The organism is Parvibaculum lavamentivorans DS-1, assembly GCF_000017565.1.
Lineage (GTDB): Bacteria > Pseudomonadota > Alphaproteobacteria > Parvibaculales > Parvibaculaceae > Parvibaculum > Parvibaculum lavamentivorans.
Genome location: NC_009719.1, coordinates 2,681,404 through 2,707,342, shown reverse-complemented (window position 1 = coordinate 2,707,342; position 25,939 = coordinate 2,681,404). Strand labels below are relative to the sequence as shown.

At 62.3% G+C, this 25,939-nt stretch carries 26 protein-coding genes and 1 tRNA gene; 11 read left to right on the top strand and 16 right to left on the bottom strand.

All coding sequences use genetic code 11. The features are described from left to right. Positions 1 to 20 precede the first annotated feature (20 nt). The 6 genes from PLAV_RS12690 to PLAV_RS12665 all read right to left on the bottom strand — a co-directional run bounded on the left by PLAV_RS12690 (position 21) and on the right by PLAV_RS12665 (position 5,839). Positions 21 to 1,034, bottom strand: coding sequence for a zinc-dependent alcohol dehydrogenase family protein (locus PLAV_RS12690; RefSeq protein ID WP_012111425.1), 1,014 nt, complete (start codon positions 1,032 to 1,034; stop codon positions 21 to 23). Positions 1,035 to 1,132: 98 nt separating this feature from the next. Next, positions 1,133 to 1,990 carry a TauD/TfdA dioxygenase family protein gene (locus PLAV_RS12685; protein ID WP_012111424.1) on the bottom strand — a complete coding sequence of 286 codons (858 nt, stop codon included), beginning with the start codon at positions 1,988 to 1,990 and terminating at the stop codon, positions 1,133 to 1,135. Then, positions 1,980 to 3,173 (bottom strand): MFS transporter, encoded by a 1,194-nt coding sequence (locus tag PLAV_RS12680; protein ID WP_012111423.1) that lies wholly within the window; start codon positions 3,171 to 3,173, stop codon positions 1,980 to 1,982. The genes PLAV_RS12685 and PLAV_RS12680 overlap by 11 nt, the downstream gene beginning before the upstream one ends. Before the next feature lie 60 nt (positions 3,174 to 3,233). After that, positions 3,234 to 3,683 (bottom strand): type 1 periplasmic-binding domain-containing protein, encoded by a 450-nt coding sequence (locus tag PLAV_RS12675; protein WP_012111422.1) that lies wholly within the window; start codon positions 3,681 to 3,683, stop codon positions 3,234 to 3,236. Then, complete coding sequence (locus PLAV_RS12670; protein WP_012111421.1) at positions 3,680 to 4,720, bottom strand: phosphotransferase family protein; 1,041 nt, start codon at positions 4,718 to 4,720, stop codon at positions 3,680 to 3,682. Before PLAV_RS12670 ends, PLAV_RS12675 begins: the two co-directional genes overlap by 4 nt. A 9-nt stretch (positions 4,721 to 4,729) precedes the next feature. Continuing rightward, positions 4,730 to 5,839, bottom strand: a complete 1,110-nt coding sequence (locus PLAV_RS12665; protein WP_012111420.1) for an Rv3169 family protein — start codon at positions 5,837 to 5,839, stop codon at positions 4,730 to 4,732. 190 nt (positions 5,840 to 6,029) lie between these two features. Here PLAV_RS12665 and PLAV_RS12660 point away from each other — a divergent pair, with 190 nt between their 5' ends. From PLAV_RS12660 to PLAV_RS12625, 8 genes are all read left to right on the top strand, one after another. Continuing rightward, entirely contained in the window at positions 6,030 to 6,416 is a 387-nt protein-coding gene (locus PLAV_RS12660; RefSeq protein WP_012111419.1) for a DUF423 domain-containing protein, read from the top strand. A 121-nt stretch (positions 6,417 to 6,537) separates the two neighbouring features. After that, the gene (locus tag PLAV_RS12655; RefSeq protein ID WP_012111418.1) at positions 6,538 to 8,040 is read left to right on the top strand and encodes an FAD-dependent oxidoreductase; all 1,503 of its coding nucleotides are present in this window, start codon (positions 6,538 to 6,540) and stop codon (positions 8,038 to 8,040) included. Between the two features lie 48 nt (positions 8,041 to 8,088). Next, complete coding sequence (locus tag PLAV_RS12650) at positions 8,089 to 9,060, top strand: alpha/beta fold hydrolase (protein ID WP_012111417.1); 972 nt, start codon at positions 8,089 to 8,091, stop codon at positions 9,058 to 9,060. 83 nt (positions 9,061 to 9,143) lie between these two features. Continuing rightward, the gene (locus tag PLAV_RS12645; protein WP_012111416.1) at positions 9,144 to 9,539 is read left to right on the top strand and encodes a hypothetical protein; all 396 of its coding nucleotides are present in this window, start codon (positions 9,144 to 9,146) and stop codon (positions 9,537 to 9,539) included. Between the two features lie 66 nt (positions 9,540 to 9,605). After that, positions 9,606 to 10,028 (top strand): nuclear transport factor 2 family protein, encoded by a 423-nt coding sequence (locus PLAV_RS12640; protein WP_012111415.1) that lies wholly within the window; start codon positions 9,606 to 9,608, stop codon positions 10,026 to 10,028. A gap of 158 nt (positions 10,029 to 10,186) precedes the next feature. Further along, a complete protein-coding gene (locus PLAV_RS12635; RefSeq protein WP_012111414.1) occupies positions 10,187 to 11,545 on the top strand; it encodes a glycosyltransferase family 4 protein in 1,359 nt (452 codons plus the stop codon). Beyond that, positions 11,511 to 12,227 carry a class I SAM-dependent methyltransferase gene (locus tag PLAV_RS12630; protein WP_012111413.1) on the top strand — a complete coding sequence of 239 codons (717 nt, stop codon included), beginning with the start codon at positions 11,511 to 11,513 and terminating at the stop codon, positions 12,225 to 12,227. The genes PLAV_RS12635 and PLAV_RS12630 overlap by 35 nt, the downstream gene beginning before the upstream one ends. 4 nt (positions 12,228 to 12,231) lie before the next feature. Then, positions 12,232 to 13,317, top strand: coding sequence for a hypothetical protein (locus PLAV_RS12625; RefSeq protein WP_012111412.1), 1,086 nt, complete (start codon positions 12,232 to 12,234; stop codon positions 13,315 to 13,317). On the opposite strand, the gene PLAV_RS19025 is transcribed toward PLAV_RS12625, so the two are convergent. Then, positions 13,297 to 14,487 (bottom strand): acyltransferase family protein, encoded by a 1,191-nt coding sequence (locus tag PLAV_RS19025; protein ID WP_012111411.1) that lies wholly within the window; start codon positions 14,485 to 14,487, stop codon positions 13,297 to 13,299. The genes PLAV_RS12625 and PLAV_RS19025 overlap by 21 nt on opposite strands. A 96-nt stretch (positions 14,488 to 14,583) precedes the next feature. Next, on the bottom strand, positions 14,584 to 15,198 hold the full coding sequence (locus PLAV_RS12615) for a class I SAM-dependent methyltransferase (RefSeq protein ID WP_012111410.1): 615 nt from the start codon (positions 15,196 to 15,198) through the stop codon (positions 14,584 to 14,586). Positions 15,199 to 15,346: 148 nt separating this feature from the next. On the opposite strand from PLAV_RS12615, the gene PLAV_RS12610 reads away from it, so the two are divergent. Beyond that, positions 15,347 to 15,937, top strand: coding sequence for a hypothetical protein (locus PLAV_RS12610; RefSeq protein WP_012111409.1), 591 nt, complete (start codon positions 15,347 to 15,349; stop codon positions 15,935 to 15,937). Here PLAV_RS12610 and PLAV_RS12605 read toward each other — a convergent pair. From PLAV_RS12605 to PLAV_RS12595, 3 genes are read right to left on the bottom strand one after another with little or no spacing between them, the layout of a single operon-like run. Next, positions 15,934 to 16,917, bottom strand: coding sequence for a threonine ammonia-lyase (locus PLAV_RS12605; protein WP_012111408.1), 984 nt, complete (start codon positions 16,915 to 16,917; stop codon positions 15,934 to 15,936). The genes PLAV_RS12610 and PLAV_RS12605 overlap by 4 nt on opposite strands. Next, on the bottom strand, positions 16,914 to 17,525 hold the full coding sequence (locus tag PLAV_RS12600; RefSeq protein ID WP_012111407.1) for a histidine phosphatase family protein: 612 nt from the start codon (positions 17,523 to 17,525) through the stop codon (positions 16,914 to 16,916). The genes PLAV_RS12605 and PLAV_RS12600 overlap by 4 nt, the downstream gene beginning before the upstream one ends. Beyond that, positions 17,522 to 18,487, bottom strand: coding sequence for a magnesium transporter CorA family protein (locus PLAV_RS12595; protein WP_012111406.1), 966 nt, complete (start codon positions 18,485 to 18,487; stop codon positions 17,522 to 17,524). The genes PLAV_RS12600 and PLAV_RS12595 overlap by 4 nt, the downstream gene beginning before the upstream one ends. Positions 18,488 to 18,836: 349 nt before the next feature. Here PLAV_RS12595 and PLAV_RS12590 point away from each other — a divergent pair, with 349 nt between their 5' ends. Then, complete coding sequence (locus tag PLAV_RS12590) at positions 18,837 to 20,183, top strand: DEAD/DEAH box helicase (RefSeq protein ID WP_012111405.1); 1,347 nt, start codon at positions 18,837 to 18,839, stop codon at positions 20,181 to 20,183. A gap of 84 nt (positions 20,184 to 20,267) precedes the next feature. Beyond that, the gene (locus PLAV_RS12585; RefSeq protein ID WP_012111404.1) at positions 20,268 to 21,116 is read left to right on the top strand and encodes a dienelactone hydrolase family protein; all 849 of its coding nucleotides are present in this window, start codon (positions 20,268 to 20,270) and stop codon (positions 21,114 to 21,116) included. A 22-nt stretch (positions 21,117 to 21,138) separates the two neighbouring features. Here PLAV_RS12585 and PLAV_RS12580 read toward each other — a convergent pair. The 5 genes from PLAV_RS12580 to mreC form a co-directional block, all read right to left on the bottom strand. Continuing rightward, positions 21,139 to 21,214, bottom strand: a tRNA-Lys gene (locus PLAV_RS12580). A gap of 155 nt (positions 21,215 to 21,369) precedes the next feature. Beyond that, positions 21,370 to 22,518 carry a rod shape-determining protein RodA gene (gene rodA / locus PLAV_RS12575; RefSeq protein WP_012111403.1) on the bottom strand — a complete coding sequence of 383 codons (1,149 nt, stop codon included), beginning with the start codon at positions 22,516 to 22,518 and terminating at the stop codon, positions 21,370 to 21,372. Then, positions 22,518 to 24,404: a penicillin-binding protein 2 gene (mrdA, locus tag PLAV_RS12570; protein ID WP_012111402.1), complete on the bottom strand. Its 1,887-nt coding sequence runs from the start codon at positions 24,402 to 24,404 to the stop codon at positions 22,518 to 22,520. The genes rodA and mrdA overlap by 1 nt, the downstream gene beginning before the upstream one ends. 24 nt (positions 24,405 to 24,428) lie before the next feature. Continuing rightward, a complete protein-coding gene (gene mreD / locus PLAV_RS12565; protein ID WP_012111401.1) occupies positions 24,429 to 24,962 on the bottom strand; it encodes a rod shape-determining protein MreD in 534 nt (177 codons plus the stop codon). Positions 24,963 to 24,966: 4 nt separating this feature from the next. Further along, a complete protein-coding gene (mreC, locus tag PLAV_RS12560) occupies positions 24,967 to 25,920 on the bottom strand; it encodes a rod shape-determining protein MreC (RefSeq protein ID WP_012111400.1) in 954 nt (317 codons plus the stop codon). Positions 25,921 to 25,939: the final 19 nt, after the last annotated feature.

Genomic DNA, 25,939 nt, shown 5'->3' with positions numbered 1-25,939 from the left:
GCTAATATTTAATCAAGACGTTATATATCTAGCACGATCTTGCCGAGATGCGACGCCCCCTGCATGAGCCGGAAGGCGGACTGCGCATCGGCGAGCGGGAAACGCTCGTCGATGACGGGGTGAATATCGTTCTGCTCGATGGCACGGGACATTTCCTCGAAATGCGTCCGGCTGCCGACGGTGATGCCGCTGATCTTGAGGTTCTGCGAGAAGATCGCCGCGACGTTCACATCCTTCGTCATGCCCGACAGAAGGCCGATGACGGCGACATGACCGCCGACGCGCGACGCCATGATGGATTGCGGGAACGTGTCCGCGCCGCCGACCTCGACCACATGATCGACGCCGCGCCCGCCGGTGAGCTTGCGCGCCTCGCCCGCCCAGTTCGGCGTGGCCTTGTAGTTGATGAAATCGTCCGCGCCGAGCTTTTTGGCGCGTTCAAGTTTTTCATCCGAAGACGAAGTGACGATGACGCGCGCGCCCATCACCTTGGCGAATTGCAGGGCGAAGATCGAGACGCCGCCCGTGCCCTGCACCAGCACCGTGTCGCCGGCCTTGATGTTTCCTTCGACGACGAGCGCGCGCCATGCGGTGAGCCCGGCGCAGGGAAGACAGGCGACTTCCGCATCGGAGAGATTGGCCGGGGCCTTCGACATGCCTTCGGCGGAGAGGCACATATATTCCTGCGCGCAGCCGTCGATCGGCCCGCCAAGCGCGGTGGCGCCGAGCACTTCCGCGCGCGGCCCGCCGGCAAACCAGCCCTGAAAGAAACTCGGCGCGACCCGGTCGCCGACTTTCAGCCGCGTGACGCCCTCGCCCGCCTCGACGATTTCACCGCAGCCATCCGACAGCGGCACGAGGGGGAGAAGTTTCGGATTACCGCCCATGCCGACCACGGTCGCGAGATCGCGGTAGTTGAGCGAGGCGGCCTTCATCTTCACGACCACCTGCCCCGGCCCGGCCTTGGGCACGGGCCGCTCAAGCGGCTTCAGATTGTCGATGCCGAATTCGCCCTGAATGGCCATTGCGAGCATGGTGCGTTCTCCCGTTTATTGAATGCTGTTGATGCAATAACTGGCGCATCCACGGGAGATGTCAAACGCGGGAAAATTGACGCAACGTAGGCGGGAGGTCAGCGCGGCCGGTCGCCCTTGATCTGGGTGCGGTGCATGACACGCCGCTCGCGCCCGTCGAAACTGGCGCGGCGGTGAATCGCCGAACGATTGTCCCAGACGAGAAGATCGCCGACCGCCCATTTATGCGTCCACGAAAATTCAGGCTTCGCGCAATGCGCCCAGAGCCGGTCGAGAAGCTTCTCGCTCTCCTCGACGGAACAGCCTTCGATATATCCATTGAGGCGGCGGCCGAGATAAAGCGCCTTGCCGCCTGTCGCCGGATGCGTGCGGATGGCTGGGTGCTTGGCGCCAGGCGCGGTACGCACATCGAGAACGGCATCGGCGCCTGCGCGCAGCTCGCCGACACTCGTCGTGCTCGCATCGTGATTGACCATGCGGGTTTCGATGGCGGCGCGCAGATCCGCCGGCAGTTCTTCAAGCGCCTTGTACATATTGGCAAAGCTCGTATCGCCGCCCGCGCTCGGAATTTCGAGCGAATAGAGGACGCTCGCCATGGGCGGCTGCGCGACATAGGACATATCGGTATGCCACTCGGCTTCCTTGTCGCCGAGCGCGCCGATCGGCTTTCCGTTCTCGATCACGTTGGAGATGATCCAGATTTCCGGCCGCGACTTTTCCTGGCCGCCCGCCATGTCGGTGGCGCTGGCAGGCGCGATGTCGAGTTCGCCGAAATGCTGCGAGAAGCGGATGAGATCGTCGTCGGAAATTTTCTGGCCGCGGAAGAGGAGCACGATGTGATCGTACCAGGCCTGCTGCACGGCTTCGAAATCGTCCGCGCTCAAGGGCTTCGAGAGATCGAGACCGCGCACCTCCGCGCCGAGCGCCGCACCTGTGGGAATGACTTCAATTGCCATTTTCTTCTTCCTGTTCTTCTTCCGGCACGAGCACGTCGCCGTTCCAGCACATCGCGACAAGAACGGCACCGGCGAGGGCCACCGCCCCCGCGCCCGCCATCACGAAATAGGCATAAGGCCCAAGCCTTTCATAGATGGGCCCCATGCCGATGGTCACAAGGCCCATCATAACGCCGGACGCCATGGCTGCGTATAGGCTCTGGGCCGTGGCCGCAAGCCTTGGCGGCGCCGCCTGCGCGACGAACTGCACCGCGCCGAGATGTGCCGCGCCGAAGGTGAGGCCATGCAGCGCCTGCATGACGAAAAGCAGGGCGAGAGGCGGGCTCAAGGCCGTGACGGTCCAGCGGAGAATGGCGGCGGCGGCGGCCAGCATGAGCAGGCGGACCGCCCCGAAACGCGCCATCAACGGCCCGGAAATGTAGAAAAGGACGATCTCGGCGAGAACGCCCGTCGCCCAAAGAAGGCCGATCACGCTGTCCGAATAACCCTGAAGCTGCCAGGCGAGCGAGCCGAAGGCGTAATAGACGGCATGGGTCGCCTGGGTGAGGCTCGCCGTCAGCACGAACAGGATGAAGACCGGGTGGCGGCCGATCTGCAGCACATCCGCGAACTGGCGGCCGCTCGGCACGGGCTTGCGCAGACGCCCGACCTCGCGCGGCAGGAGCCAGAGACCGGCAATGTTGAAGGCAAGCGCCGCGACGAGGCAGACGGCGATGATGGAAGGCGGGTTCCATTCGAGAAGCCAGCCCGCGCCAACGCTCGCGCCCACGAAGGTGATGGAGCCCCATAGACGGACGCGGCCGTAGTTCATGCCGTGATCGATACGGGCGCGCATGGAGATCGTTTCGACCAGGGGGCCGATGGACGGAAAGACCGCGTTCAGCACCAGCGAGACGAGAAGGATGGGCCCGAAGCCCTCCACCAGCAGAAAGAGCGCGCCGACGGCGAGCGACACCCATGCGAGCCACAGAATGACGCGGCGGCGGTCGCCCAGCCTGTCCGCGACGGCGGCGAAGAAGGGACTGACGACGATGCGCAGGAACAGGGACAGCGCGACGACCAGCGAAATCTCGGTCGGTGCGAGGCCCTCGGACTTCAGCCATACCGGAAAGAACGGCAGATAGACGCCCGTGAACAGGAACATCGTGCCGTAGACGGTCGCAAGGCGGATGGCGAGAGACATGGATTGGTGAGCCCCGGGCGGTGCTCACTGATAGCGCGGCGGCGAGGCGCTGGGAAGCCCCTAGCCAAGCGCCGGAAAAGGCAGCTTTCTTCGCTCGACCGAGGCCAGGAGATAGTCCCATATGCGGGCTTCGAGACCGGCGGCGTGAGGCGCCGTGCTTTCCTCCGCATGGACATGAAGCTCGATCAGCAGTGCGGCAAGTGCCGAATTTTCCTTGTCGAGCGCGCTGACCCGGAGAGAGCCGTCCCTGCCCTTCGCGGCTTCCGCAAGTTTCGCCTTGAGCCCGGCATCATCGACGAGGCCCGCAGCCTCGGCGAAGAGCGCCCGCATTTCGGCATTCTCGGCGGCACGGATATCCGCCGCGCGGTCATATTCCTCGGCGGTCATGAAGATCATCATGCTCATGATGCCGATACTGCCGGCGGAATACTCGGCGGTGAGGTTCGGCGCGATCTCCGTCAGCATGGTGCCGAAGAGACCGCGCATGACGACAGGCACATCGGGTTTCATGAGCGGGCTTCCTTCGACAGCGCGGCCAGACGATGTGCCAGCACGCGGTTGTGAACATCGGTGCAGTACCAGCTCGGAAAAGCGAGGATCGGATCGCTGCTCGCGCCCGACTGATATTCCTTGCCCGACGAAATCCAGATTGCGAGGCCTTTCAGCGAATTGAAGACCTCCCACCAGCGCAGCCTTACGGGATCGATCTTCATGCCGCTCGCCTCTTCCCAGAGACGGAAGGCATCCGCCCGCGCGATCATGCCGCCCGGCCGCTCCGTCTGCTGGAAGGCCCAGAGCGGATCGGCCGCCCAGGCGACATCTTCCAGCGGATCGCCGAGATGGCACATTTCCCAGTCGAGAATGGCGCGGATCTCGCCCTCACCGTCGAAAAGGAAATTGCCGGTGCGGTAATCGCCGTGAACGGCGGTGACGCGCGGCGGCGGCGGCGGCGGATTGCGCCGGAGCCAGCGGATGGCCGCACGCGCAACGGGCTGCGGCACAAGCTCGTCCTCGTCGATCACCTTTTCCCATTTGTCGAGTTCAATCTTCCAGCAGGCTTCAGGCGCGACCGCTTCCATGTTCACCGAAAATCCGGTCTTTGCCGGATCGGCGGCGGCGATGCGGCCGAGATGCGTCCAGAACTGCGCGCCGATCTTGTCTCCGAGCGGGCCGTAAGGCGTGGCATTGAAGGGCGAGCCCGCCTGGCAATTCTCGATCTGCTCCATCACGAAGAAGGGCCGGTCGAGCCATTTGAGATCGGTTTCGAGGAAGAGCGGTTCCGGCACGGGGAGACCCGTCGGATGGAAGGCGCGATAGGCGTTGAACTCGACGTCGCGCTCCGTCTCGATGAGGCTCGCCACCGGGTCCCGGCGCAGGATGAGCGGACGGCGCATCTGCTTGCCGCCTTCTTCCCATGTCGCAACGAAGCGATAGGTTTCGCGGCTGGCGCCGCCCGGAATGCGCGAGACGCCGCTCACCTCGACATTCGAGGCGGCGGGCATCCTGTGCTCGAGATAGGCGGCGATGCGGGGAGCGATATCTTCCATGATCAACGCCTACTTCGCCGGATCGAGAACATCCTTGAAACCCGACGGCGCGTGCGGCCCGATCACGAGCTGCTCGAGAATGCCGCAACCCTTTCGCGTCGACCCGTCCGGCAGCGTCATCACCGCGTCCGAGAAAGCCTGAATATGCAGGTTCGGCGGCGCAAAGCTCGTCACTTCCGAGAGCTTGTATTCGTCATAGCCCATCGCATTGTCGCCCTTGTGCGCGCCGTGACTCCACTCGGGATGCCCGTAGCCGATGCCCTGCATGTAGAAATGGAATTTCGGCGTGAGGTCGATGCGCGTCTTCTCGCCCTTGCGCGTCTCGAAGAAGATCGAGAAGGACTTCGCGTGGCGCGAGCCCGACTTGTAAGCGACTTCGTAGCTGACGCGGTCCATCTCCTGCGACACGGCATCCGCGCCGAGCGGACACATGACGCCGGAGAGATTCCAGGGCTCGCCATGTTCGTCGTCATTCACATGGAAGAGCGTGATGCGATCGTCGAAATTGAGCGGCGCCCACATCCAGAAGAACTGGAACGGCATGGGCGGCACCAGCGGCTGCGGATCGGGCGCACCGATGGTGCGCACGCCCCAGGAGCGGTCGCGCGTGCCGACATAATCCTGCGGCTTGATCTCGATGCGCTTGCCCTTGACCTCGATCCAGCCTTCCCAGGTGCCGTTCTGCGTCATGCGGGTGAGGTCCATCAGCGTGCGCGGACCGTTGCGGCGCGTGAAACGCGGCTCCTTCAATGCGGGCGCACGGCCACGAAAAGTTACATCCGCCTTGATGCCATGCTCGTTATCGGCGACGCGCACACGCAGCACCTGAAGCGGCTCCACGATATCGACCGAGAGCGGCCCGACGCGCGTATCCATGCGTTCCATGTTGAGGAAGCGCGAGACATGAAGATTGTGCTGCACACCATCGACGATGACGCTGAAGGCACCATCCATGATGTTGAGATGCGGATAGACGCCGAGCGCCGCAGCGAAGAAGACATCGCCACCGCGCGTATAACCGTTGAAAAAGAAGCGGTCGTAGAAATTACGGTCGGTGCCCGCGAAAGCGATCGGCTCCGGCGTCTGGTGAATCGGAAAATCGTCTGCCTTGGTGAGCATGTCGTCCCTCCCTGCCCCGGCTTGTTGCCGCCGGGTGCTGCGCGTGTTCCTGATTGACGCCACAATGGCCGTGCGCCAGCACGCGGTCAACGCCACACAAGCTGACGTAGCGGCAGCGCCGCCAGCCTTGCGCATTGCGCTCAAAGCGTCTTTGACCGATGCTTCCGGCACCCTGGCAGGAGGAAATGACATGCGGATGTGGCTTACTATCGGTGCGCTGAGCGGGCTCATCTCGGTCGCACTCGGCGCTTTCGCCGCGCATGGATTGCAGAACCGCGTCGGGCCGACAGAGCTTGCCGCCTTTGAAACAGGCGCGCGCTACCAGATGTATCACGCGCTGGCACTCATCGCCGTTGCCTGGGCATCGACGCAGGCAGGCGGCGGCTTCTCATCGCTCTCAGTTTCGATTGCCGGCTGGGCGTTCCTTATCGGCTCGGTGCTTTTTTCCGGCTCGCTCTACTATCTCGGCATCACCGGCAGCCGCTCGCTGGTGCTGGTGACACCTGTGGGCGGGGTCGCCTTCCTTGCCGGCTGGGTGGCGCTGGCGCTGGCCGGCTGGGCAATGAAAGCCCCCTGATCCGCCGACAAAGAACGACGTTTGGCCTCTGGACAGGCTCGAAAAGGCTTCCTATTTTAACTAGACCGTGGTCTATTTTTAGGGTATCCGCGGCGGCGGACACTCGAGGAGGCTTTGAACTATGGGCGAACGGATCGTGATGGTGGGCGGCGGTATCGCCGGTTTGTGGACGGCGCTGGCGCTTGCGCGCAGCGGCCGCGAACTGACTGTGCTGGAGCGCGACCCGCCCCCGCCCGAGACCTCCGCCGACGAGGCTTTCGACGCCTGGGAGCGCAAGGGCGTGGGCCATCTCCGCCACAGCCACGCCTTCCTCGCCCGGCTCCATATCCTGATCCGCGACCACTATCCGGACCTTATGGCCGACCTCCTGGCCGCCGGCTGCCGCGAGATCGTTTTTGCCGACAACCTGCCTATGGCGCTGCGCGAGAAATATTCTCCGGTCCCGGGCGATGAAGACATGACGATCCTGACGAGCCGCCGCACGACGCTTGAACTCATCATGCGCCGCTATGCCGCCCGCCAGCAAAACATCCGCTTTGTCACGGGCGCGCTGGTGCGCGACGTGCTGACGGAGAAGGACGAAGCCGGCAACCTGCGCACGACCGGCGTGCTTGTGGATCAGGATGGCGAGACGAAGGAATGGCCCGCCGACATCCTCATCGATGCCGCAGGCAAGAACAGCCAGGCGATCGAATGGCTGAACGCCAAAGGCGCCGGCATCACGGAAGAGAACGAGCGCGCCGGCATTCTCTATTTCACGCGGCACTACCGCCTGCGGGACGGCGTGGCCGAACCGGCACGCACGAAAGTTCCCGGTGCGGGCGATCTGGGCTTCATCAAATATGGCCTCTTCCCGGCCGATAATGGCTGCTTCTCGATCACGCTGGCGGTGCCGGAAATCGAGATGGAAATGCGCCGCGCCATCGTGCGCCCGGAAAACTTCGACGCCGTTTGCGCGCAACTGCCGGGCATCGCGTCATGGACGTCGCCCGAAACCTCCGACGCCGTGAGCCGCGTTTTCGGCATGGGTGAACTCATCAGCCGCTGGCGCCACATGACGAATGACGGCGAGCCGCGCGTGCTCAACTTCTTTCCGATCGGCGACAGCGTGATCCGCACAAATCCGCTTTACGGACGCGGCTGCTCCTTCGCAGCCATCGCGGCGGAAGCCCTGCGCGAAACGCTGGACAAGACCGACGATCCGCGCGAACGCGCCAGGGTCTATCATGCAAGACTGGCGACGGAGTTGCGCCAGCACTACGACGACATGGTGAAGCAGGATCTCGCGGCGACGAAGCGGGCGCGAAACGCGCTCGACCCCGATTACAAGCCGGGCCTCAAGGCCCGTCTCGTCAAGAGCTTCGCCGAAGATGCCATCATGCCCGCCATGCGCGGCGACGTGGACCTGCTGCGCGGTTTCATGCGCTCGTTCCACATGGTCGACCGGCCGAATGTGTGGCTGCGCGACCCGCGCAATGTCTCGAAGGTGCTGGTCACCTGGGCGCGCGGCAAGAAGCGCAACGCCGATCTCTATCCGCCGAAACTTGGCCCGGGGCGCAAGGAGATGCTGACATCGCTCGGCCTCTCGCCAACCGCGGATTCCGAACGGCTGAAATCGGCATAGGAATTTCAGAAAGCAAATCCGAAGAACAAAACAAAAGGGGGGACGGCCATGAAATTTCCTGAGCCGCGCTATATCGACACGAACGGCATCAAGATGGCCGTCTACGAAGACGGACCGAAAGACGGCGTGCCCGTACTGCTTTCGCATGGCTGGCCCGAACTCGCCTATTCATGGCGCCACCAGATACCGGCACTTGCGAAGGCCGGTTTCCGCGTCATCGCGCCGGACCAGCGCGGCTATGGCAATACCGGCGGACCGAAGGGCGAGGAAAACGTGCCCCTCTACGACATAGAGCACCTGACGGGCGACCTCACCGGGCTGCTCGACGCACTGGAGATCGACAAGGCGGTTTATTGCGGCCACGACTGGGGCGGCATGGTGGTGTGGCAATCGGCGCTGATGCATCCGGACCGCGTTGCCGGCGTGATCGGCGTCAACACGCCCTTCCTGCCGCGCAGCCCTGTCGATCCGATCATGGCGATGCGGATGATGTTCGGCGAGGACATGTACATCGTCTATTTCCAGAAATTCGGCGTGGCGGAACAGAAGGTCGGCGCCGATACGAAGCGCACGCTGAATTTTCTCTATCGCCGCTCCGGCATCACGATGCAGGAATGGGAAAAGCTGCCCTCCTCCGACAAGAACCTCGCCTTCATCAAGGCGCTCGACACGCCGGAGTCGGAATGGCGCGGCAAACCGCTGCTCAACGAGGAAGAGCTCGCCTACTACACGGCGGCTTTCGAAAAGAGCGGTTGGGAAGGCGGCATCAACTGGTACCGCAACTTCACGCGCAATTGGGAGCGCAGCGCCGGCCTCGTACAGAAGGTAACGGCCCCTGCCCTGATGATCTCGGCGGCGGACGACGTGGTGCTGTCGCCGGCCATGACCGAGGGCATGGAGCAATATGTGCCCGACCTTGAAAAGCACATCATCGCGGATTGCGGACACTGGACGCAGGCCGAGAAGCCGGAAGAGCTGAACCGGCTGATGATCGACTGGCTGAAGCGCCGCTTCGGCTGATCTCCATAATGTGACTTGCGCCTCCATACCCCTGCCCGGCAAACTGACCGAAATTGATAAATGGGTCAGTCCGGGGAGGGGATATGGATACCGTCGCGGCTCTCATCGGACAGATATCGCAGGCGCCGTATGCGCTGCGTGGCGGCATTTACTGGCTCGTCTTCATCAATTCCGCCTCTCTCCTCTTCGTCTTCACCCGGATGATGGAAGCGCGCTGGATATTCGCGGCATCGCTCTGCAGCATTGCGTTGTTCGGCCTCGCCTTCGATTTCTCCGGCTTCACCGCGCTTTTGGCGGCGGTTCACTTTTCGGTATGGGCGCCTCTTCTCATCTGGCTCGTCTGGCGGAACCCCGTGGACGGGGTGCGCGAGGCCTGGAGCTTTTATATGGTGCTGATGTTCACCTCGAACCTCGTCGCCCTCGGCTTCGATGTGGCGGGCCTCTATCATTGGACGGAGGCGGACCGGCTGCCCGCCTGAGGGGAGACATGCAAATGCCTTCCGCCGCTGTTAAGCTCAGTCACGCAACCCACGCATGGTCTTCCCATGGCCAAGGACCGCTCACTCGACCGAGACCGCGCCTCGTTGCTCTTTGCCAACGAGACTTTCTATCGCGCCTTCGCGGACAGGGACGTGCCACTGATGAATGCGCTCTGGTCCGAGCGCGAGCCGGTGACCTGCCTCCATCCCGGCTGGCCGCCGGTGGAAGGCCGCGACGCGGTGATACAAAGCTGGCATGCAATCCTGACCGGGCCCGCAAGCCCCGACATCGAGTGCCTCCATGCGCGGGTGGGCATCCACGGGGACGCAGGGATCGTCATCTGTTATGAGCGGATTGCGCAGGATTTCCTGCTTGCCACCAATATCTTCATACGGAACGGAGAGGGCTGGGTACTGGTTCATCACCAGTCCGGGCCGGCCCCCGAGCCCGGCGACGGCCCGCCGCCGCCGCGACGGAGCATCAACTGAGAGGGCTCGCTGACATTCTTGTTAGCGGGTTGTTGCCCTGTAGCGAACCCGTTATGATCCGCCGCGATTTGAATGCGTCGCAGCATGGGCTTACATGTACGACGGATCGCGCGCGCTTCCGCGCCGCGAGCTACCAGTAAAAGACAAGGGACAGATGTATGTCGCAGGCGCTTGAGCGCGACACCGAAGACGCCGCGCTGGCAGCGCCTGCCGTCAAAACCCTCCCGGAAAGCCCGCGCCTCGCCGCGGGCGCCGGCGACAAGCCGCTGCGCATCCTGCTGCCGAGCTACCGCTCCAATCCGACGACGGGCGGCCAGGGCGTTTACATGCGCCATATCGCCAAGGCGCTGGTCGAGCTCGGCCATCAGGTGGATGTGATTTCCGGCCCGCCCTATCCCGAACTCGACCCGCGCGTGAAGCTCATCAAGCTGCCCTCGCTCGACCTTTATGCGAACCCGCATCCGATCCGCTCGCTCAGGCCCTGGATGTTCGCCTACCCGATCGACCTGTTCGAATGGTTCAGCCATGCGACGGGCGGCTTCTCCGAGCCCTACACCTTCTGCGAGCGCATGGCGCGCTATGTCCGCGGCACGGTGGACGAATACGACGTCTGCCACGACAACCAGACGCTCGGCTGGGGCCTGCTGAAGCTGCGCGACATGGGCCTGCCGATCGTCGGCACCATCCACCACCCCATCACGATGGACCGGCGCATCGACATCGCGCATGCGAAGACACTGTCGCTGAAGCTGCTGAAAAGGCGCTGGTACTCGTTCCTCAATATGCAGATCAAGGTGGCGCGCCAGCTCGACCCGCTGATCGTCGTCTCCGAAAGCACGCGCCGCGATGTTGTGCGGGAATTCGGCGTCGATCCATCGAAGACGCGCCTTGTGCTGCACGGCATCGACCACCTGCAATTCCGCCCGATGCCGCATGTAAAGCGGCGCGACGACCTCATCGTCGCCTGCGCCAGCGCCGACGTGCCCTTGAAGGGCCTGATCTACCTCATCCGCGCCTATGCGGAATTGCTGAAGACGCGGCCGAACCTCAAGCTGAAAGTGATCGGCCGTCTGCGCGAAGGCAACACCACCGACGAGCTGCGCGCCTATGGCATCATGGACAAGGTGGAGTTCGTGAGCGGCGTGACCGACGAAGACATCACCGAAATCTACAACGAAGCGACCATCGCCGTTTCGCCATCGGTCTATGAAGGCTTCGGCTTTCCCTGCGGCGAGGCAATGTCCTGCGGCACGCCGGTGATTGCGACCAATGGCGGTTCGCTGCCGGAAGTCGTCGGCGATGCAGGCATCGTCGTGCAGCATTCCAATCCGCCGGCGCTTGCCGCCGCCATCGCTTCGATGCTCGACAACCCGGAGATGCGCGAGGCTTACGGCCGCGCCGGACGCGAGCGCATCCTCGCCAAGTTCAAATGGGAACGTGCCGCGCGCGAATGCGCCGACATTTACAGGCAGACAATCAGAGATGCAGACAATCGACTTGAACGTGCTCGGGCTTAGGGACGGCCAGCGCGCGCTCGACCTCGGTTGCGGCGCCGGCCGGCATGTCCATGCCATGTATTACCACTCGAAGTGCCATGTGGTCGGGCTCGACCTCGGCTTCGAGGACGTGCGCCGCACACGCGACGGCTTCGGCACCTGCCCCGACATGGACCCGGACACAAAACGCTCGTTCTCGCTGACGGTGGGCAACGCGCTGTCCCTGCCCTTCCCCGATGCGAGCTTCGACAAGATCCTGTGTTCGGAAGTGCTGGAGCATATCCCCGACTACGAACAGGCCGTGGCGGAGATCGATCGCATCCTGAAGCCGGGCGGAACCCTTGCCGTCAGCGTGCCGCGCTACTGGCCCGAGCGGGTCTGCTGGACGCTGTCGGACGACTATCACAACGAACCCGGCGGCCATGTCCGCATTTTCCGCGAAAGCCAGCTCAAGGGCTCTGTCGAGGCGCGCGGCCTTTCCTTCTTCCATCGCCATTTCGCGCATGGGCTTCATTCGCCATACTGGTGGCTGAAATGCGCCGTGGGCGTGAAGCGCGAGGACGTTAAGATCGTCAATCTCTACAAACGCTTTCTTGAATGGGACATCCTGCAAGGCCCGTGGCTGACCCGCGCGCTGGAGAAGATCGCCGGCCCGCTGATGGGCAAGAGCGTCGTCCTCTATTTCACCAAGGGAGCGGCGTAGGCAGATGACGCATCTCACCTGGGGCGACCGCGTTCCCGATGATTTCTTCGACGGCTCGCGTGCGCGCATTCTCGAACTGCAGCGCGATAATGGCGCGATCCCCTGGTATGACGGCGGCGTGATCGATCCGTGGAACCATACGGAAGCGGCGATGGGGCTGACGGTGCTCGGCGAGATCGAACATGCGCGCCGCGCCTTCAATTATCTCGCGGAGACGCAGTTGAAGGACGGCTCCTGGTGGGGCCAGCTCGGCGCCGCCGTGCCCTTCGACGAAACGGAGCAACGCTTTACAGGCGAGGAAAAGGACGCGGGCCACCACATCCGAGATACGAATTTCGCCGCCTATATCGCCACCGGCGCGTGGCACCATTATCTCGTCACGCGCGACCGGAAATGGCTTGCCGGCATCTGGCCGCATGTCGAGGCAGCCATCCGCTTCGTCCTCTCCTACCAGAGCGAGCATGGCGAAATCCGCTGGGCGGCCGACGATCCGCATACGCCGGAAGACGACGCGCTCATCACCGGCTCGTCCTCGATCTACAAGAGCCTCGAATGCGCGGCGCAGATCGCCCGCGAACTCGGACATCCCTCGCGCGACTGGATGGAAGCCCGCGCAAAGCTCGGCGAAGCCTTGCGCGACAAGCCGCACCGCTTCGACCGCACATGGGAACCGAAAGACCGATACTCGATGGACTGGTATTACCCGGTCCTCGCGGGCGTCGTGACCGGAGAGGCGGCGAGAAAACGGCTCGCCGCCAAGTGGGATATTTTCGTTGCCGAGGGCAAGGGTTGCCGCTGCGTGATGGATCAGCCCTGGGTGACGGTAGCCGAGAGCGCGGAACTCACCATGGCGCTCCTCGTTTCCGGACAGCGCGCCAAGGCCGAAGCGATGCTCTCATGGCAGCATCAGTGGAAAGCCGATTGCGGCGCCTACTGGATGGGCTATCAGTTCGCCGATGAAGTGGCATGGCCCGCCGAGAAACCGGCCTGGACGGCAGCGGCCGTCATTCTCGCCACCGACGCCATCGCCGGCATGACCCCCGCCGCTCATCTCTTCGCCGAGCGCACGCTAGCCGAGGCGGCTGAGTAGCGCCTGAGGCTGGGGCTCCTCAAACGTATATTTCTGGCGTCTCGCCCGATCGAGGATCGGCTTCTCGAGATAGCAGTACGAAACGGCAGCCGCAAGAAACGTCAGGCTGAGGACAATAATCGGCAGGTATGCATCTCGCCACTCGGCGATGAGTGGATTTCCACCGTGCACAGCTCTGTGGATCGTGAAGTTTATGAGCTGGTGGTACATGTATGCTGCATAGGAAACCAGGCCTACCCGGACCAGAATTGGGTTGGACAAAAAAGATCTCAGAGCGCCAGCGCCCGGAAGATACAGCCTCAGGATAATCAAGGCGTACATCATCGCCAAAGCCGAATACCGGAGCGTACTCACAAACAAACCATGCGTATGATAGGTCGTGGTTGCGAGCAAAGGCGCAGAGGCATAATTGAACATATCCGCCGCAACTAAAGCCGCGAGAAAAACGATGATGATGCCAATCGCCATTCGTAAGCGAGAGAGCACAGAGATCACATGCTCATTGCGCACCGCACACGCAATAAGCACACCCCACATCACCGTATCCATGCGCGCGGGTGAGAGAAGATAGCTCGCCTGCCAATCGATATTCTGCCAGAGGATCGTCCTGACGAAAGGCGCAGCAAATATTGCCAGTACTGCGATGACAACAATTTTCCCTCTTGAAAGGAGGAATACCAACGGTGGCAGGATGAGATAAAATTGCTCCTCCACGGCAAGCGACCAAGTCACCCCGAGGAAATTCCCAAAAACGCCTTCGGACACCATGTAAAAATTCTGGATGAACGTGGCGTAGGCCCACACAGGCAACTGGTTGTAGAGAAGACCGGAGATGAGCGGCGTTTTGTAGAACCAGTCCACAGCATAGAGCGCAATCAGAACCAGAATCATCACGTAGTAGACAGGAAATATCCGTCCGATTCTCCGTCGCCAGAATGTACGAAAATAGTTCGTGGACTCCTTGTTATCGAGAAGGATTCCGCCGATCAGAAAACCCGACAGGACAAAAAATAAATCCACGCCGCCGATCAAGAACGGCTGGATAGCGATGCGAAACTGATCGTAGGAAGACCCGGCCTCCGCCTGTATCGCACCAACAACCGTATGCAACAAAATTACCGACAGGCATGCGACCCCCCGCACGCCATCCAGATCCCTGCGGTGCTCCATCGTCCCCCCAACAAAGCAAGCCTATCTCGATTACTTAGCAGAAGTTGCTCCGGAAACCTTGAGGAAAAATCAGGGCGGCGACTGAGCTCTTCTGGCCTAGCCGAGGCGGCGGAGTAGCCTCAGGCTCTTCACGGCCTTCTCCTCCGCGAAAAGCTGAGACGCCAGCGCCATCTTGTAGATCTCGTATGGCGGGCGGCCGCCGTCCTTCGGGTCGGGAAAGACGTCGTGAATCGCGAGGATGCCGCCCGGCATGACGCGCGGCGCCCAGTGGCGGTAGTCGGTGAGCGCGGGTTCCATGCCGTGGCCACCATCGATGAAGACCATCGCCAGCGGCGTCGCCCAGCCCTTCGAGACGACTTCCGACGGCGCAACGAGCGGCACTACCGTGTCTTCGAGCTTCGCCATGCGCATGGTCCGGCGGAAGAGCGGGAAGGTGTTGAGGCGGTCCGTCTCGGCGTCGTAGAGGGCTTCGTCGTGATGCTCCCAGCCCTTCTGGTTTTCCTCGGACCCGTAATGATGGTCGAGCGCGTAGAGCACCGCGCCATTAAGCTGGCAGGCGGTGCCTATATAGACGGTGGACTTGCCGCAATAGGAGCCGATTTCCAGCACCGGGCCATGGCGGGACGCATCCAGCGCCGCCTCGTGGAGCGCCCTACCCTCCGCCGCATCCATGAAGCCCTTGACCGTCTCGATATCGATGGGAAGTTGCATTCCGAAGCCCCGTGCTGCCTTGCAGCCGTTTCCCTCGCATGTCCGGCCCGGAACGGCAAGCAGCCACCGGCCAAATCAACAAATGCGAAACCAATCATCCCGATAATAGCGGCTTTCCAGCCGCCGGGTGCCCGGCACGGAGCCCGAAATGAGCCACGCAGCGCCGGTCATCGAGACCGAGGATGAATATACGGCCATCGAGCGGGCCGTGCTTGAGACGCCGCGCGGCCGCTGGTTCCTCCAGGAATTCGGACAGCGCAACCGGGCCGCCGATACCGGCGAAGTCATTGGAGCCATAGAGCGGCTCTACGATCTTGCGCGGGAGACGCGGGCGGATGCGCGCTTCGGGTTCCTCTACCACGAGATGCAGGAGATGCGCCGCGCTCTGGGGGCCGCCTGCGAGACCATGGCAGCCATAAAGCCGGGCAGCCGGCGCAACGACCATGATACCGGCACGGAAGAACTCGCGGCCATCGCCGAAGCGGCCAACCGCGCGGCGGGCGACATCGCACATGCGGCCGGTCGGCTCCAGGAAATCAGCGAGGCGCTGCGCGGCAGCGGCGCCGACACCGATCTCTGCGACGAAATCGAAATGCACGCCAGCGGCATCTTCATGGCGTCCGCCTACCAGGAGATGACCGGCAAGCGGATCGGCGCGATCATCGATGCCCTTGGACAAATGGAAGCGCATATCACGCGCAGCATCGCCCTATGGGAAGAGGAAGCGGGACGGAGCTAGCCAGCCGAGAGAACACGGCTGAAGAGCGCCGCATCCACATTGCCTCCACTCAGGATAATCGCGACAGCGGCACCTCTCGCATCGTGTTTACCGGACAGCAGCGCGGCAAGCGCGACAGCACCACCCGGCTCCACGACAAGCTTCATTTCTTCAAATGCAAAACGCATGGCCGCCTCGACTTCGCCATCTGTGACGGAGAGGCCGCCCGCGAGGCGCGGGCCATTGATCGCGAAGGTAACTTCGCCCGGCAACGGCGCCATCAATGCGTCGCAAATGGAATGGCCCCCCGAAGGATTTTCAATCCGTGCGCCGCTCGCCAGCGATTGCGCGTGATCGTCGAATTGAGCCGGCTCGACGCAATACACTTTCGCATCCGGCAGCAGCGCGCCGATGGCAAGAGCGGTGCCCGCCGCAAGACCGCCGCCGCCAGCCGGCACCAGCACAGCGTCGAGCCCGACGCCCAGCCGCGATGCATCTTCCGCGATCTCAAGAGCCGCAGTCCCCTGCCCTGCGATAATATCCGGGTCGTCATAAGGCGGCACGATGATGGCGCCGCGCGCCGCCGCCAGACCCCGGCCTATCTCCTCGCGGTTCTCTTTCAGGCGATCATAAAAAACGATTTCCGCGCCGAAACCACGCGTCCGCGCGACCTTGAGCTGCGGCGCATCGGACGGCATGACGATACAGGCGGCGAGCCCGCGCAATGCGGCGGCAGCGGCAACGCCCTGCGCATGATTGCCGGACGACCATGCGACAATGCCGCCTGGCGCTTCAGCCGACGAGAGCTGAGACAAGCGGTTGCACGCGCCGCGGAATTTGAAAGAGCCGGTCCGCTGCAGCACCTCCGGCTTTACGAAAACGCGGCCGCCAGTCCGCGCGTTCAGCGCCGGAAACTCGAGAAGCGGCGTTCTGACCGCCACGCCGGCGATCCGCGCCGCCGCAGCGCGAACATCCGCCGCATCCGGCAGGTCCGTCTTCATCCCGCCAGCTCCAGATTGATGCAGCCAACGCTCCATTGCGCTGCGCCATTCACGACGCGGCATCCAAGCCGCGTGATCGATAGCGGCGCGATTTCGATACGTAGCGCCGTCGCAAGATCTATCCCGAGGGCATGGGCGATTGCCGCGCGCACGACATTGGCATGGGCGACCGAAACAATGGTGTGGCCGGCATAATGCGCGGTCAGCCGCTCAATGCCGTCAAACACGCGCGTCGCGACATCGACAAAGCTTTCACCTTCGGGGGGCAGAATTTCGGCGGGCTTTGCCCAGTCGAGCGTTCTGTTTGCGGCGAACACGTCATTGAAGCTGCGGCCTTGCCACAAACCGTAATTCTGGTCGTTGAAATCGCCTACCGGGATTGGATCGGCATCGGCCTTGAAGGCAAGCGCCGTTACCCGCGTGCGCGTAAGGGGAGAAGAAAGCCAGACCGCGACGGCGGGAAGGCGGCGCGCGATGGCCGCCGCAAGTGCAGGGTCTACCGGCTCGGGCGCCACATCGAGACGGCCGTAATAGCGGCTTTCCTGCCCCTGAACCGCGGCATGGCGGATCCATATCCATTCGGTGCGCGCGGGAGAACTGCTGTTCATAGCCAACCGCGATACTTGAAGAAAAGATAAGGCAGCACGGCGAACAGGACCATCAATCCAAGCGCCATGGGATATCCGTAGCTCCAGGCAAGCTCCGGCATGAATTCGAAGTTCATGCCGTAAATACTTGCGATCAATGTCGGCGGAAGGAAGACAACCGCGGCAACCGAGAAAATCTTGATGGTGCTGCTTTGCTCGTTGTTGATGAGCCCGAGCGTCGCGTCGAGCACGAAGCCGATATTATTGGCGAGAAAACTCGCATGATCGCTGAGCGCCGTGACATCGCGCGAGATTGTTTTGAACCCTCGTTCCGCCGACTTTGTCAGTTTTGCTTCGCTTGGCCTTGCTACAAAACCGACAAGCCGTCCGAAACTGACAAGGCTTTCACGCGCCTGCGACGTCAGCGCATGGTTACGGCCGATACGCGCGAGAATGGCGTTGTAATCCTTCTTGCCTCTGTGCTCTCTGGTGAAAATTTCGCGCGAGAGCGTTTCGATATCCACCTGCACGCGCTCCAGAATATCTGCGATGCGGTCGGTAATGGCATCAAGCAAACCTGCCAGTACGTCCTCTCCCGTCGCGCAAGGCATGTTGTGCCTGGACGCTTGCGCCGCGTAGACACGAAACGGCAGCGGCTCGGCATAGCGCAGCGTCAACAGGCGATGATGCGCCAGGACGAAGGAAACAGGAACGCTGAGAGGTTGCGGCATGTCCGATTGCGTAATCATCGTCGCGGTCATGTAAAACGCGTCCTCCTCCTGATAGAGGCGGCTCGATATTTCGATCTCCCGCATGTCCTCTTCTGTGGGTACGTCGAGGTTCAGGGCCCGGTCCACAAAGACCAGTTCCTCGTCGCTCGGATGAAGCAGGTCGATCCAGACCGCGGCATCGGGAATTGGCTCGCCGGCTGCAAGGGTGACGGGCTTGAGGGAATTATCGGCAGGGACGTAGGCGGTAATCATTCGAATCTGCTGCTTTCAGCTTCAGGTGGCGCGATGATGCCCACTTGAGGCCCCCGCGACAATCTGTTGCGGGGGCGTCAGGTCCTCTACCGGCGCGATTTACCGCGCGTTCCCGCCTGAAACTCGGCTATTAACCGACGCTTTGCTTGACATTCCGGCCGGAAAGGCTCATGTCACGGCTAATTGTTTTCGTGTGCGCGCCTTTGCGCTGCCTATCGGCACCGCCTGATCCCGAAACAATTCGACCCCTTCCCGATTCCAAGCGCGTTGGAACGCGGCAAGAACCCGCGTTAAGCGCCGGCCATGGTGGCCGGGCGCACGACGTTTGACTTGAAAGAACCTGATTAATATGACGACTGTAACTTTTGCGGATCTTGGCGTTGCCGAGCCGCTGTGCCGCGCCCTTGCTGCCAACAACTACACCAACCCGACGCCGATTCAGGCGCAAGCCATTCCCGCCCTGCTGGAAGGCCGCGACCTGCTGGGCCTCGCCCAGACCGGCACAGGCAAGACCGCCGCTTTCGCGCTGCCAATACTCCAGATACTTGCCGCCGCCAACGAGAAGCGCCAACCCAAGGAAGCCCGCGCGCTCATTCTCGCGCCGACGCGCGAACTCGCGGTTCAGATCAGCCAGAGCATTGAAAGCTATGGCAAGAATTTCAAGCTGCGCCACACGGTCATCTTCGGCGGCGTGAACCAGTTTCGCCAGGTAAAGGCGATGACGGCCGGCGTAGACATTGTGGTGGCGACACCGGGCCGCCTGCTCGACCTCATGAACCAGAAGCACGTCAATCTGAGCCGCACGTCCCTTCTCGTGCTCGACGAAGCTGACCGCATGCTGGACATGGGCTTCATCCGCGACGTGCGGAAGATCATTGCCGCGATGCCGCGTCAGCGCCAGTCGCTGCTCTTCTCGGCGACGATGCCTTCCAGCATCCAGCATCTTGCGGACGAGATCCTTCGCGAGCCCGTACGTGTCGAAGTGACGCCGGAAGTCGTGACGGTCGACAAGATCGACCAGCGGGTTCTCCATGTGGACGGCAAGCGCAAGCGCGAGCTTCTGGCGAAGCTGCTCGACAATTCGGAGCTTTCGCGCGTCATCGTCTTCACGCGCACCAAACATTGCGCCAACCGCGTGAGCGAACAGCTGGACAAGTCTGGCGTGCTCTCGGAAGCCATTCACGGCAACAAGTCGCAGGGCGCACGCCAGCGCGCGCTCGACATGTTCCGCAACGGCAAGGCACGCGTCCTTGTCGCGACAGACATCGCCGCGCGCGGCATCGACGTCTCGGACATCACGCATGTCATCAATTACGAGCTGCCGAACGAGCCGGAAAGCTATGTTCACCGCATCGGCCGTACGGCCCGCGCGGGCAAGAGCGGCATTGCCCTCTCCTTTTGCGATGCTTCCGAACGTTCGCACCTTCGCAGCATCGAGAAGCTGACGAAACGCCCGTTGACGGTTATGGACACCACGGAATGGCTCGGCGAGCAGGTAGCCGTTCCCGCCGGTGAACCCATGGCCAAACGTGCAGGCAATCGCAATGGCGGCGGCCCCCGCAACGGCAACAGCAATCGCCAGCCGGGCAAACCGCGCCGGTTTGGCGGCAAGCCCGGTGGTGGCGCCGGCAATCGCGGCCAGAAGCCCGGTCAAAAGGGTGGTCAGCAGAGTCGGCGTCAGTCGACCGCTTCCTGATTCTGTCCGATCGCGGGCAATCTCCGCTAGGCACGAAGACACGGCTCTGGTTTGCTCCAGAGCCGTTTTTCGTGCCGAGCGCCCATGACACTCCGCCCTCTTCTACTTCTTCTGTTTCTGGCTGGCCTGACCGCGACGGCCTGTACCACGCTGCCCGACCCGGGCGAGCGCAAGGCCCGCGCGGACAAGTTGGCGGCGGCACAAGGCATGGAGCCGTCAACGATCCCCGCCGGTGATTTCGACCTCTACAGCCTTATCCGCGCCGACCGGCCTTCCGGCCTGCTCATCGTCTATCTGGAAGGAGACGGCCTCGCATGGACGAGGCGGAACGAGCCTTCGCCGGACCCGACCCCTGTCTCACCCGTCGCGCTGCAGCTAGCCGTAAAAGACAATGGACCAGCCGTCGCCTACCTCGCCCGGCCGTGCCAATACACACAAGGCCAGGCACGGCGAAATTGCGGCAATGAGACCTGGACCAACGCTCGCTACAGCGAAGCGGTGGTGCAGTCCGTCGACGCGGCTCTGGACAAGCTGAAGGAGCGAACAGGCGCCGCACAGCTCGGTCTTGTCGGCTACTCCGGCGGCGGCACTGTCGCGGCACTATTGGCAGCACGACGCCATGACGTGGCGTGGCTCAAGACCGTCGCCTCGCCTCTCGACACGGCAGCATTCACCAGACATCACCAGGTCAGCGGGCTGAGCGGCTCGCTCAATCCGGCGGATGACGCCATCCGCCTCGCGGCCATCCCGCAAATACACTATGTGGGCGAAGAGGATGACATCGTTCCCGAAGCGATCAATCGTGCCTTCATGGCCCGTCTGGCCGACCGGCGCTGCGCAACGCTGCATGTCATGCCGGGCCTCGGCCATCGCGATGGCTGGGACGAGGCGTGGCAGGGGGTCCACTCCACGCGTCCCGCTTGCCGAAAATAGACACTGATCCCCGGGGGAAATTTGGTGGGCGCACCAGGACTCGAACCTGGGACCCGCTGATTAAGAGTCAGCTGCTCTACCAACTGAGCTATGCGCCCGCCGAGCCGCCTGAGCGGCTGGTGGGAGGCCACCATCCCGGCCACCGAATATGTGGGGGAGCGGTGCTAATAGCAAAGGAACGGTGGCCTGTCCAGCGACACGCGCTCGAGGCAAAAAACACCTGCAAAAGCGCGTTTCTGATGCTCGGAGAGCCTCACCAGAAGGCGCTGGGGCCCCTGGAAATTTCCAGATTCCTGTGGATATAGACGCTCATCAAAAGCCCGAAGGCGAACATCAGCGACAGCATCGACGTGCCGCCATAAGAGACGAGCGGGAGCGGCACGCCCACAACCGGCAGAAGCCCCATCACCATCGCCGTATTGATGAAAACATAGAAGAAAAACATCATCGAAATGCCGATCGCGAGAAGGCGGCCGAACTGGTTGCGGCACTGGAGCGCGACATTGAAGGAGAACATCAGCACGATGAAATAAAGAGTGAGGAGCGCCAGCCCGCCCACCAGGCCGAGCTCCTCGCCCAGCATCGTGAAAATGAAGTCGGTATGCTTTTCCGGCAGGAAATTCAGCTGGCTCTGCGTGCCTTCCATAAATCCCTTGCCGAAAATGCCGCCCGAGCCGAGAGCGATCTTCGATTGCAGGATGTGGTAGCCGGTGCCGAGCGGATCGCTTTCGGGGTCGAGAAACGTGAAGACGCGATTGCGCTGATAGTCGTGCAGCCGGCTCCAGATGACGGGGATCGCTGCCAGGACACCCGCGCCGGCAAAAATGAAATACCGCCAGCGCAGCCCCGCAGAGAAGAAGATAATGGCTCCGGCGGCGACCAAAAGGATAGCTGTTCCCAGGTCGGGCTGCAGAACGACAAGCGCAACGGGAGCTCCGACCAGAGCCAGCGGGATCAAGAGATTTCTGATACGCGAAACCTCATCTAGCGTCAGCCCGTGAAAATAACGCGCCAGCACCAGCACCAGCGTCACCTTCATGATCTCCGAAGGCTGCAGCTGAATGATGCCGAGATCGAGCCAGCGCTGCGCGCCCATGCCCGTAAAGCCCATGATTTCAACCGCGATCAGCAGAGCCAGCGACATTCCGTAAAGCGGATAGGCCAGCCTCATCCAAAGCCGCAAATCGATCATTGCGACGACGATCATGATGCAGGCGCCCGCGGCGAAACGCGCCGCCTGACGCAAGGCCCAGGGCGTGAAGCTGCCATCGGCCACCGAATAAAGCATCGCAAAGCCGATCGACGCGATCAGCGCGAGAAGAAGCAGGAAGCCCCAGTTGAATTCGACCAGCTTTTCGCTGAGCCGCAACTCTTGCCCTGTCAGGCGGCGCAAATCCAGCATCAGCCTGCCCTCGCCGTCTTGGCGCCCGTCGGCGGGACCGTCGCTTGCGGACGCACCGGATTGCGGATCAAAACCTCGTGCATGATATCGCGCGCCACCGGCGCCGCGGCGCCCGAGCCGGATCCGCCATGCTCGATTACGACCGACATTGCATATCGCGGTGCATGAACCGGAGCGAAGCAGACGAAGAGCGCATGGTCGCGCTGGCGCCACTCTATGTCTTCATTTTTCAGAACGCCACTCAGGCGCTCGGCACGACTGATGCGTCTCACCTGCGCGGTGCCCGTCTTGCCGGCAAGCTCCATCCCGGGATCGGAAATACGCGAACGATAGGCCGTCCCGCCGATTTCGTTTGAAACGGCGTTCATCCCGCCCTGAGCGACCTCAATTGCCCGCTCGCTTACGCCAATACGTTCCGGCTGCGGTATCGGCAGCAATTCGCCGCCAATGGCGCGCGTCAAGCGGGGCGTCACCGCAAAGCCGCCATTGGCGATGCGGGCCGTCATCACGGCCAACTGCAGCGGGGTCGCGAGCAAGTACCCCTGGCCAATGCCCGCGATAACGGTCTCACCCGGATGCCAGGGTTCGCCTCTCGCAGCGCGCTTCCATTGCGGTGTCGGCACCAGTCCCGGCTTCTCGCCCGGCACCTCGAAATCGTAGACCGATCCAAGGCCGAAACGCCGGGACATATCCGCAATCGCTTCGATGCCAATGCGCTTTGCCGTGTCGTAGAAATAGACGTCGCAGGAATGCTTGATTGCATCGTGCATGTTCATGGCGCCATGCCCGCCCTTCTTCCAGCAATGGAAGTCGTGGCTCCCCAGCGAATAATGACCGGGGCAGACAATGCGATGATTGGGATCGATACCGGCTTCCACCGCCGCCATGGCGACGACCATTTTGAAAGTGGAACCTGGCGGATACATCCCGGCCAGTGCCTTGTTGATCAGTGGTTTATAAGGATTCTCGACCAGCGAGGCCCATTGCTGGGTGCTGAGGCCCATGTTGAACTGGTTTGGATCGTACGCGGGCGCCGACACGAACGAGATAACGTCGCCGGTGTGAATATCGAGCACAACGGAACTCGCGGATTCGCCTTTCAGGCGGTTCCAGGCGAATTTCTGTACGTCCATGTCGAGCGTAAGCACAACCTCGCCACCCGGTTTCCCCGGATCCTTGGAGAGTTCGCGGATGACGCGGCCATAAGCATTGACCTCAACATGGCTCGACCCCGCGACGCCACGCAACTCCTTGTCATATGTCTTTTCGATGCCTTCCTTGCCGATACGAAAGCCCGGCAACTTCAGGAGCGGCTGGTCGCCCTGCGCTTGCTGAAGATCTTTTTCGGAAACGGCAGCGACATAGCCGAGGATATGCGCAAGCTCCTCTCCATAAGGGTAATCTCTCGTCTCACCCACATCCGGCTGAATACCGGCCAGATCAGGCTCGTTGATATTCACTTGCGCAAATTCGCGCCAGGTCAGGCCCTCGGCAACCGTCACCGGCATGAAACGCGGCGAGCGCTGAATGTCGCGCAGAATACGCTTCCGTGTGAATTCATTGATTTCGATAATGCGAGACAGGCGGTCGAGCGTTGCCTCAACATCCGGCGTCTGCTCCGAAATCAGCATCGCGCGGTAGTTTTGCCGGTTCGACGCAAGGATACGGCCGAAACGGTCAACGACATTGCCGCGGAGCGGAGCAAGAAGCCGCATCGCCACACGATTTTCTTCCGCCAGCATTCTGTACTGATCGGTCTTCAGCACTTGCAGATAATACATACGGCCGGCCAGCGCGACAAAGGCCGCGCCCTGCGCAGCGGCAAGAAGCGCCGCCCGCCGGGTGAACGTCTGATAGCGGCTGCTGTCCCGTCCACTTATCTGCATGTCGCGCTTCCCATCGTCCTGCCCTCAGTTACCCAGCAAGACGCGCGCCTGAATGCGCCCAAAAAGCATAGCAAAGATCGGAAATACTGCCACTGTAACCGCCATGTGCCGGCTGACTGGGCCAAGTGGAACAAACATGCCATGGGAAATGGAAACCACGCCCCAGGCCAGCGCCCCCGCGAAGGCGGCGGCGACAAGAAAACCGATCCAGAAAACCGAGAACGGCGCATTCATGACCAGCATGCGCTGAGAGATGACGACGGCATAGGTGACGACATAGACGAAAGCCCATAAGCCGATCGCCCCGCCCGACAGCAGGTCGAAGATGAGTCCCACGGTGAACACTGCGAGCGGCGGAAACATTTCCGGCCGTACGATGGCCCAGTAGTAGATCGCCATTAACGGGAACGCGGGCGTAAGCGGTGAACCGACGATGCGGCCCAACGGAACGAAGGACAGAAGCACGCAAGCCAATCCCATCGCGAACGGCATCACCGTCATGACGATGCGCCCGGCGCGCGCCGCTGGCGTGGGTGAATAAGGTTCGAGGCGGGGCATGCGTTTACTGTGCTCCCGCTTGCGGCGATGGCGCTGTTCCTGCCGCGCCGGGACCCGGCAAAGTCACCGGCTCCGGCGGCGGAGCAGACGTCACCGGCGGTCCTTTGAGGACTTCCGGCGGATCCTGCCGCTTTACTTGGGCGGGGAATTCATATTGCAGCACACGGACGAAATCGAGCCGCCCGCGATCGCTGAAAGTCTGGACACGCAAACTACCGTCGCTCGTCTGGATCACGAGACCGACCGGCAGGCCAGCCGGAATGAGGCCGCCATCGCCCGAAGTGACGACACGATCGCCCGGCGACACCGCGCTCTGCGCGGCAAGATACTCAAGTCGCGGCCAAGCGGTGTTGTCGCCGGAGAGAACCGCATTGTAATGCGCCGGCTCAATGACCACCGGCACGCGGCTGTTGAGGTCCGTGAGGAGGAGAACACGGCTGGCACGCGGGCCCGTCGAGACAATTCGCCCGACAAGACCGTCCGTGTCGATAACGGCCTGGCCGCTTTCCGCGCCTTTGTCCGCGCCGACATTTACCAGCACCGTATCGACAAAGGGGCCACCGGAATCGCTGACGACGCGTCCGCTGATGTAATTGATCGAAGGATCCACCTGCACGTTGAGCAGTGCCTCGTAGCGCGCGACCTTGGATTGCAGCTTCAGCGCCTCTTCCTTCCAGGCGAGAAGGCGGGCGTTCTCGGCCCGCAACCGCTCGTTCTCATCGAAGACATAGGCATACTCGTCTGTCCGCTCGATGATACGGCGCGTTGCCGCAACGGGTCGCGAAGCAACCTCCAGAAGCGGCGCCGCAAGGTCGGTCACCACCTGTCGCGCCCTGTCAAACACATAGGTTTCCGCGCGGCCGAGCAGCAGCAAAGCCGCCGCCAGCGTCAGCATGAAGACAAGCGATATCCTGTGCGAGAACTCACGAAATGGCAGCGCTGTGCGGTTCGAGTCCATTACGACTTACTGTTCTCTC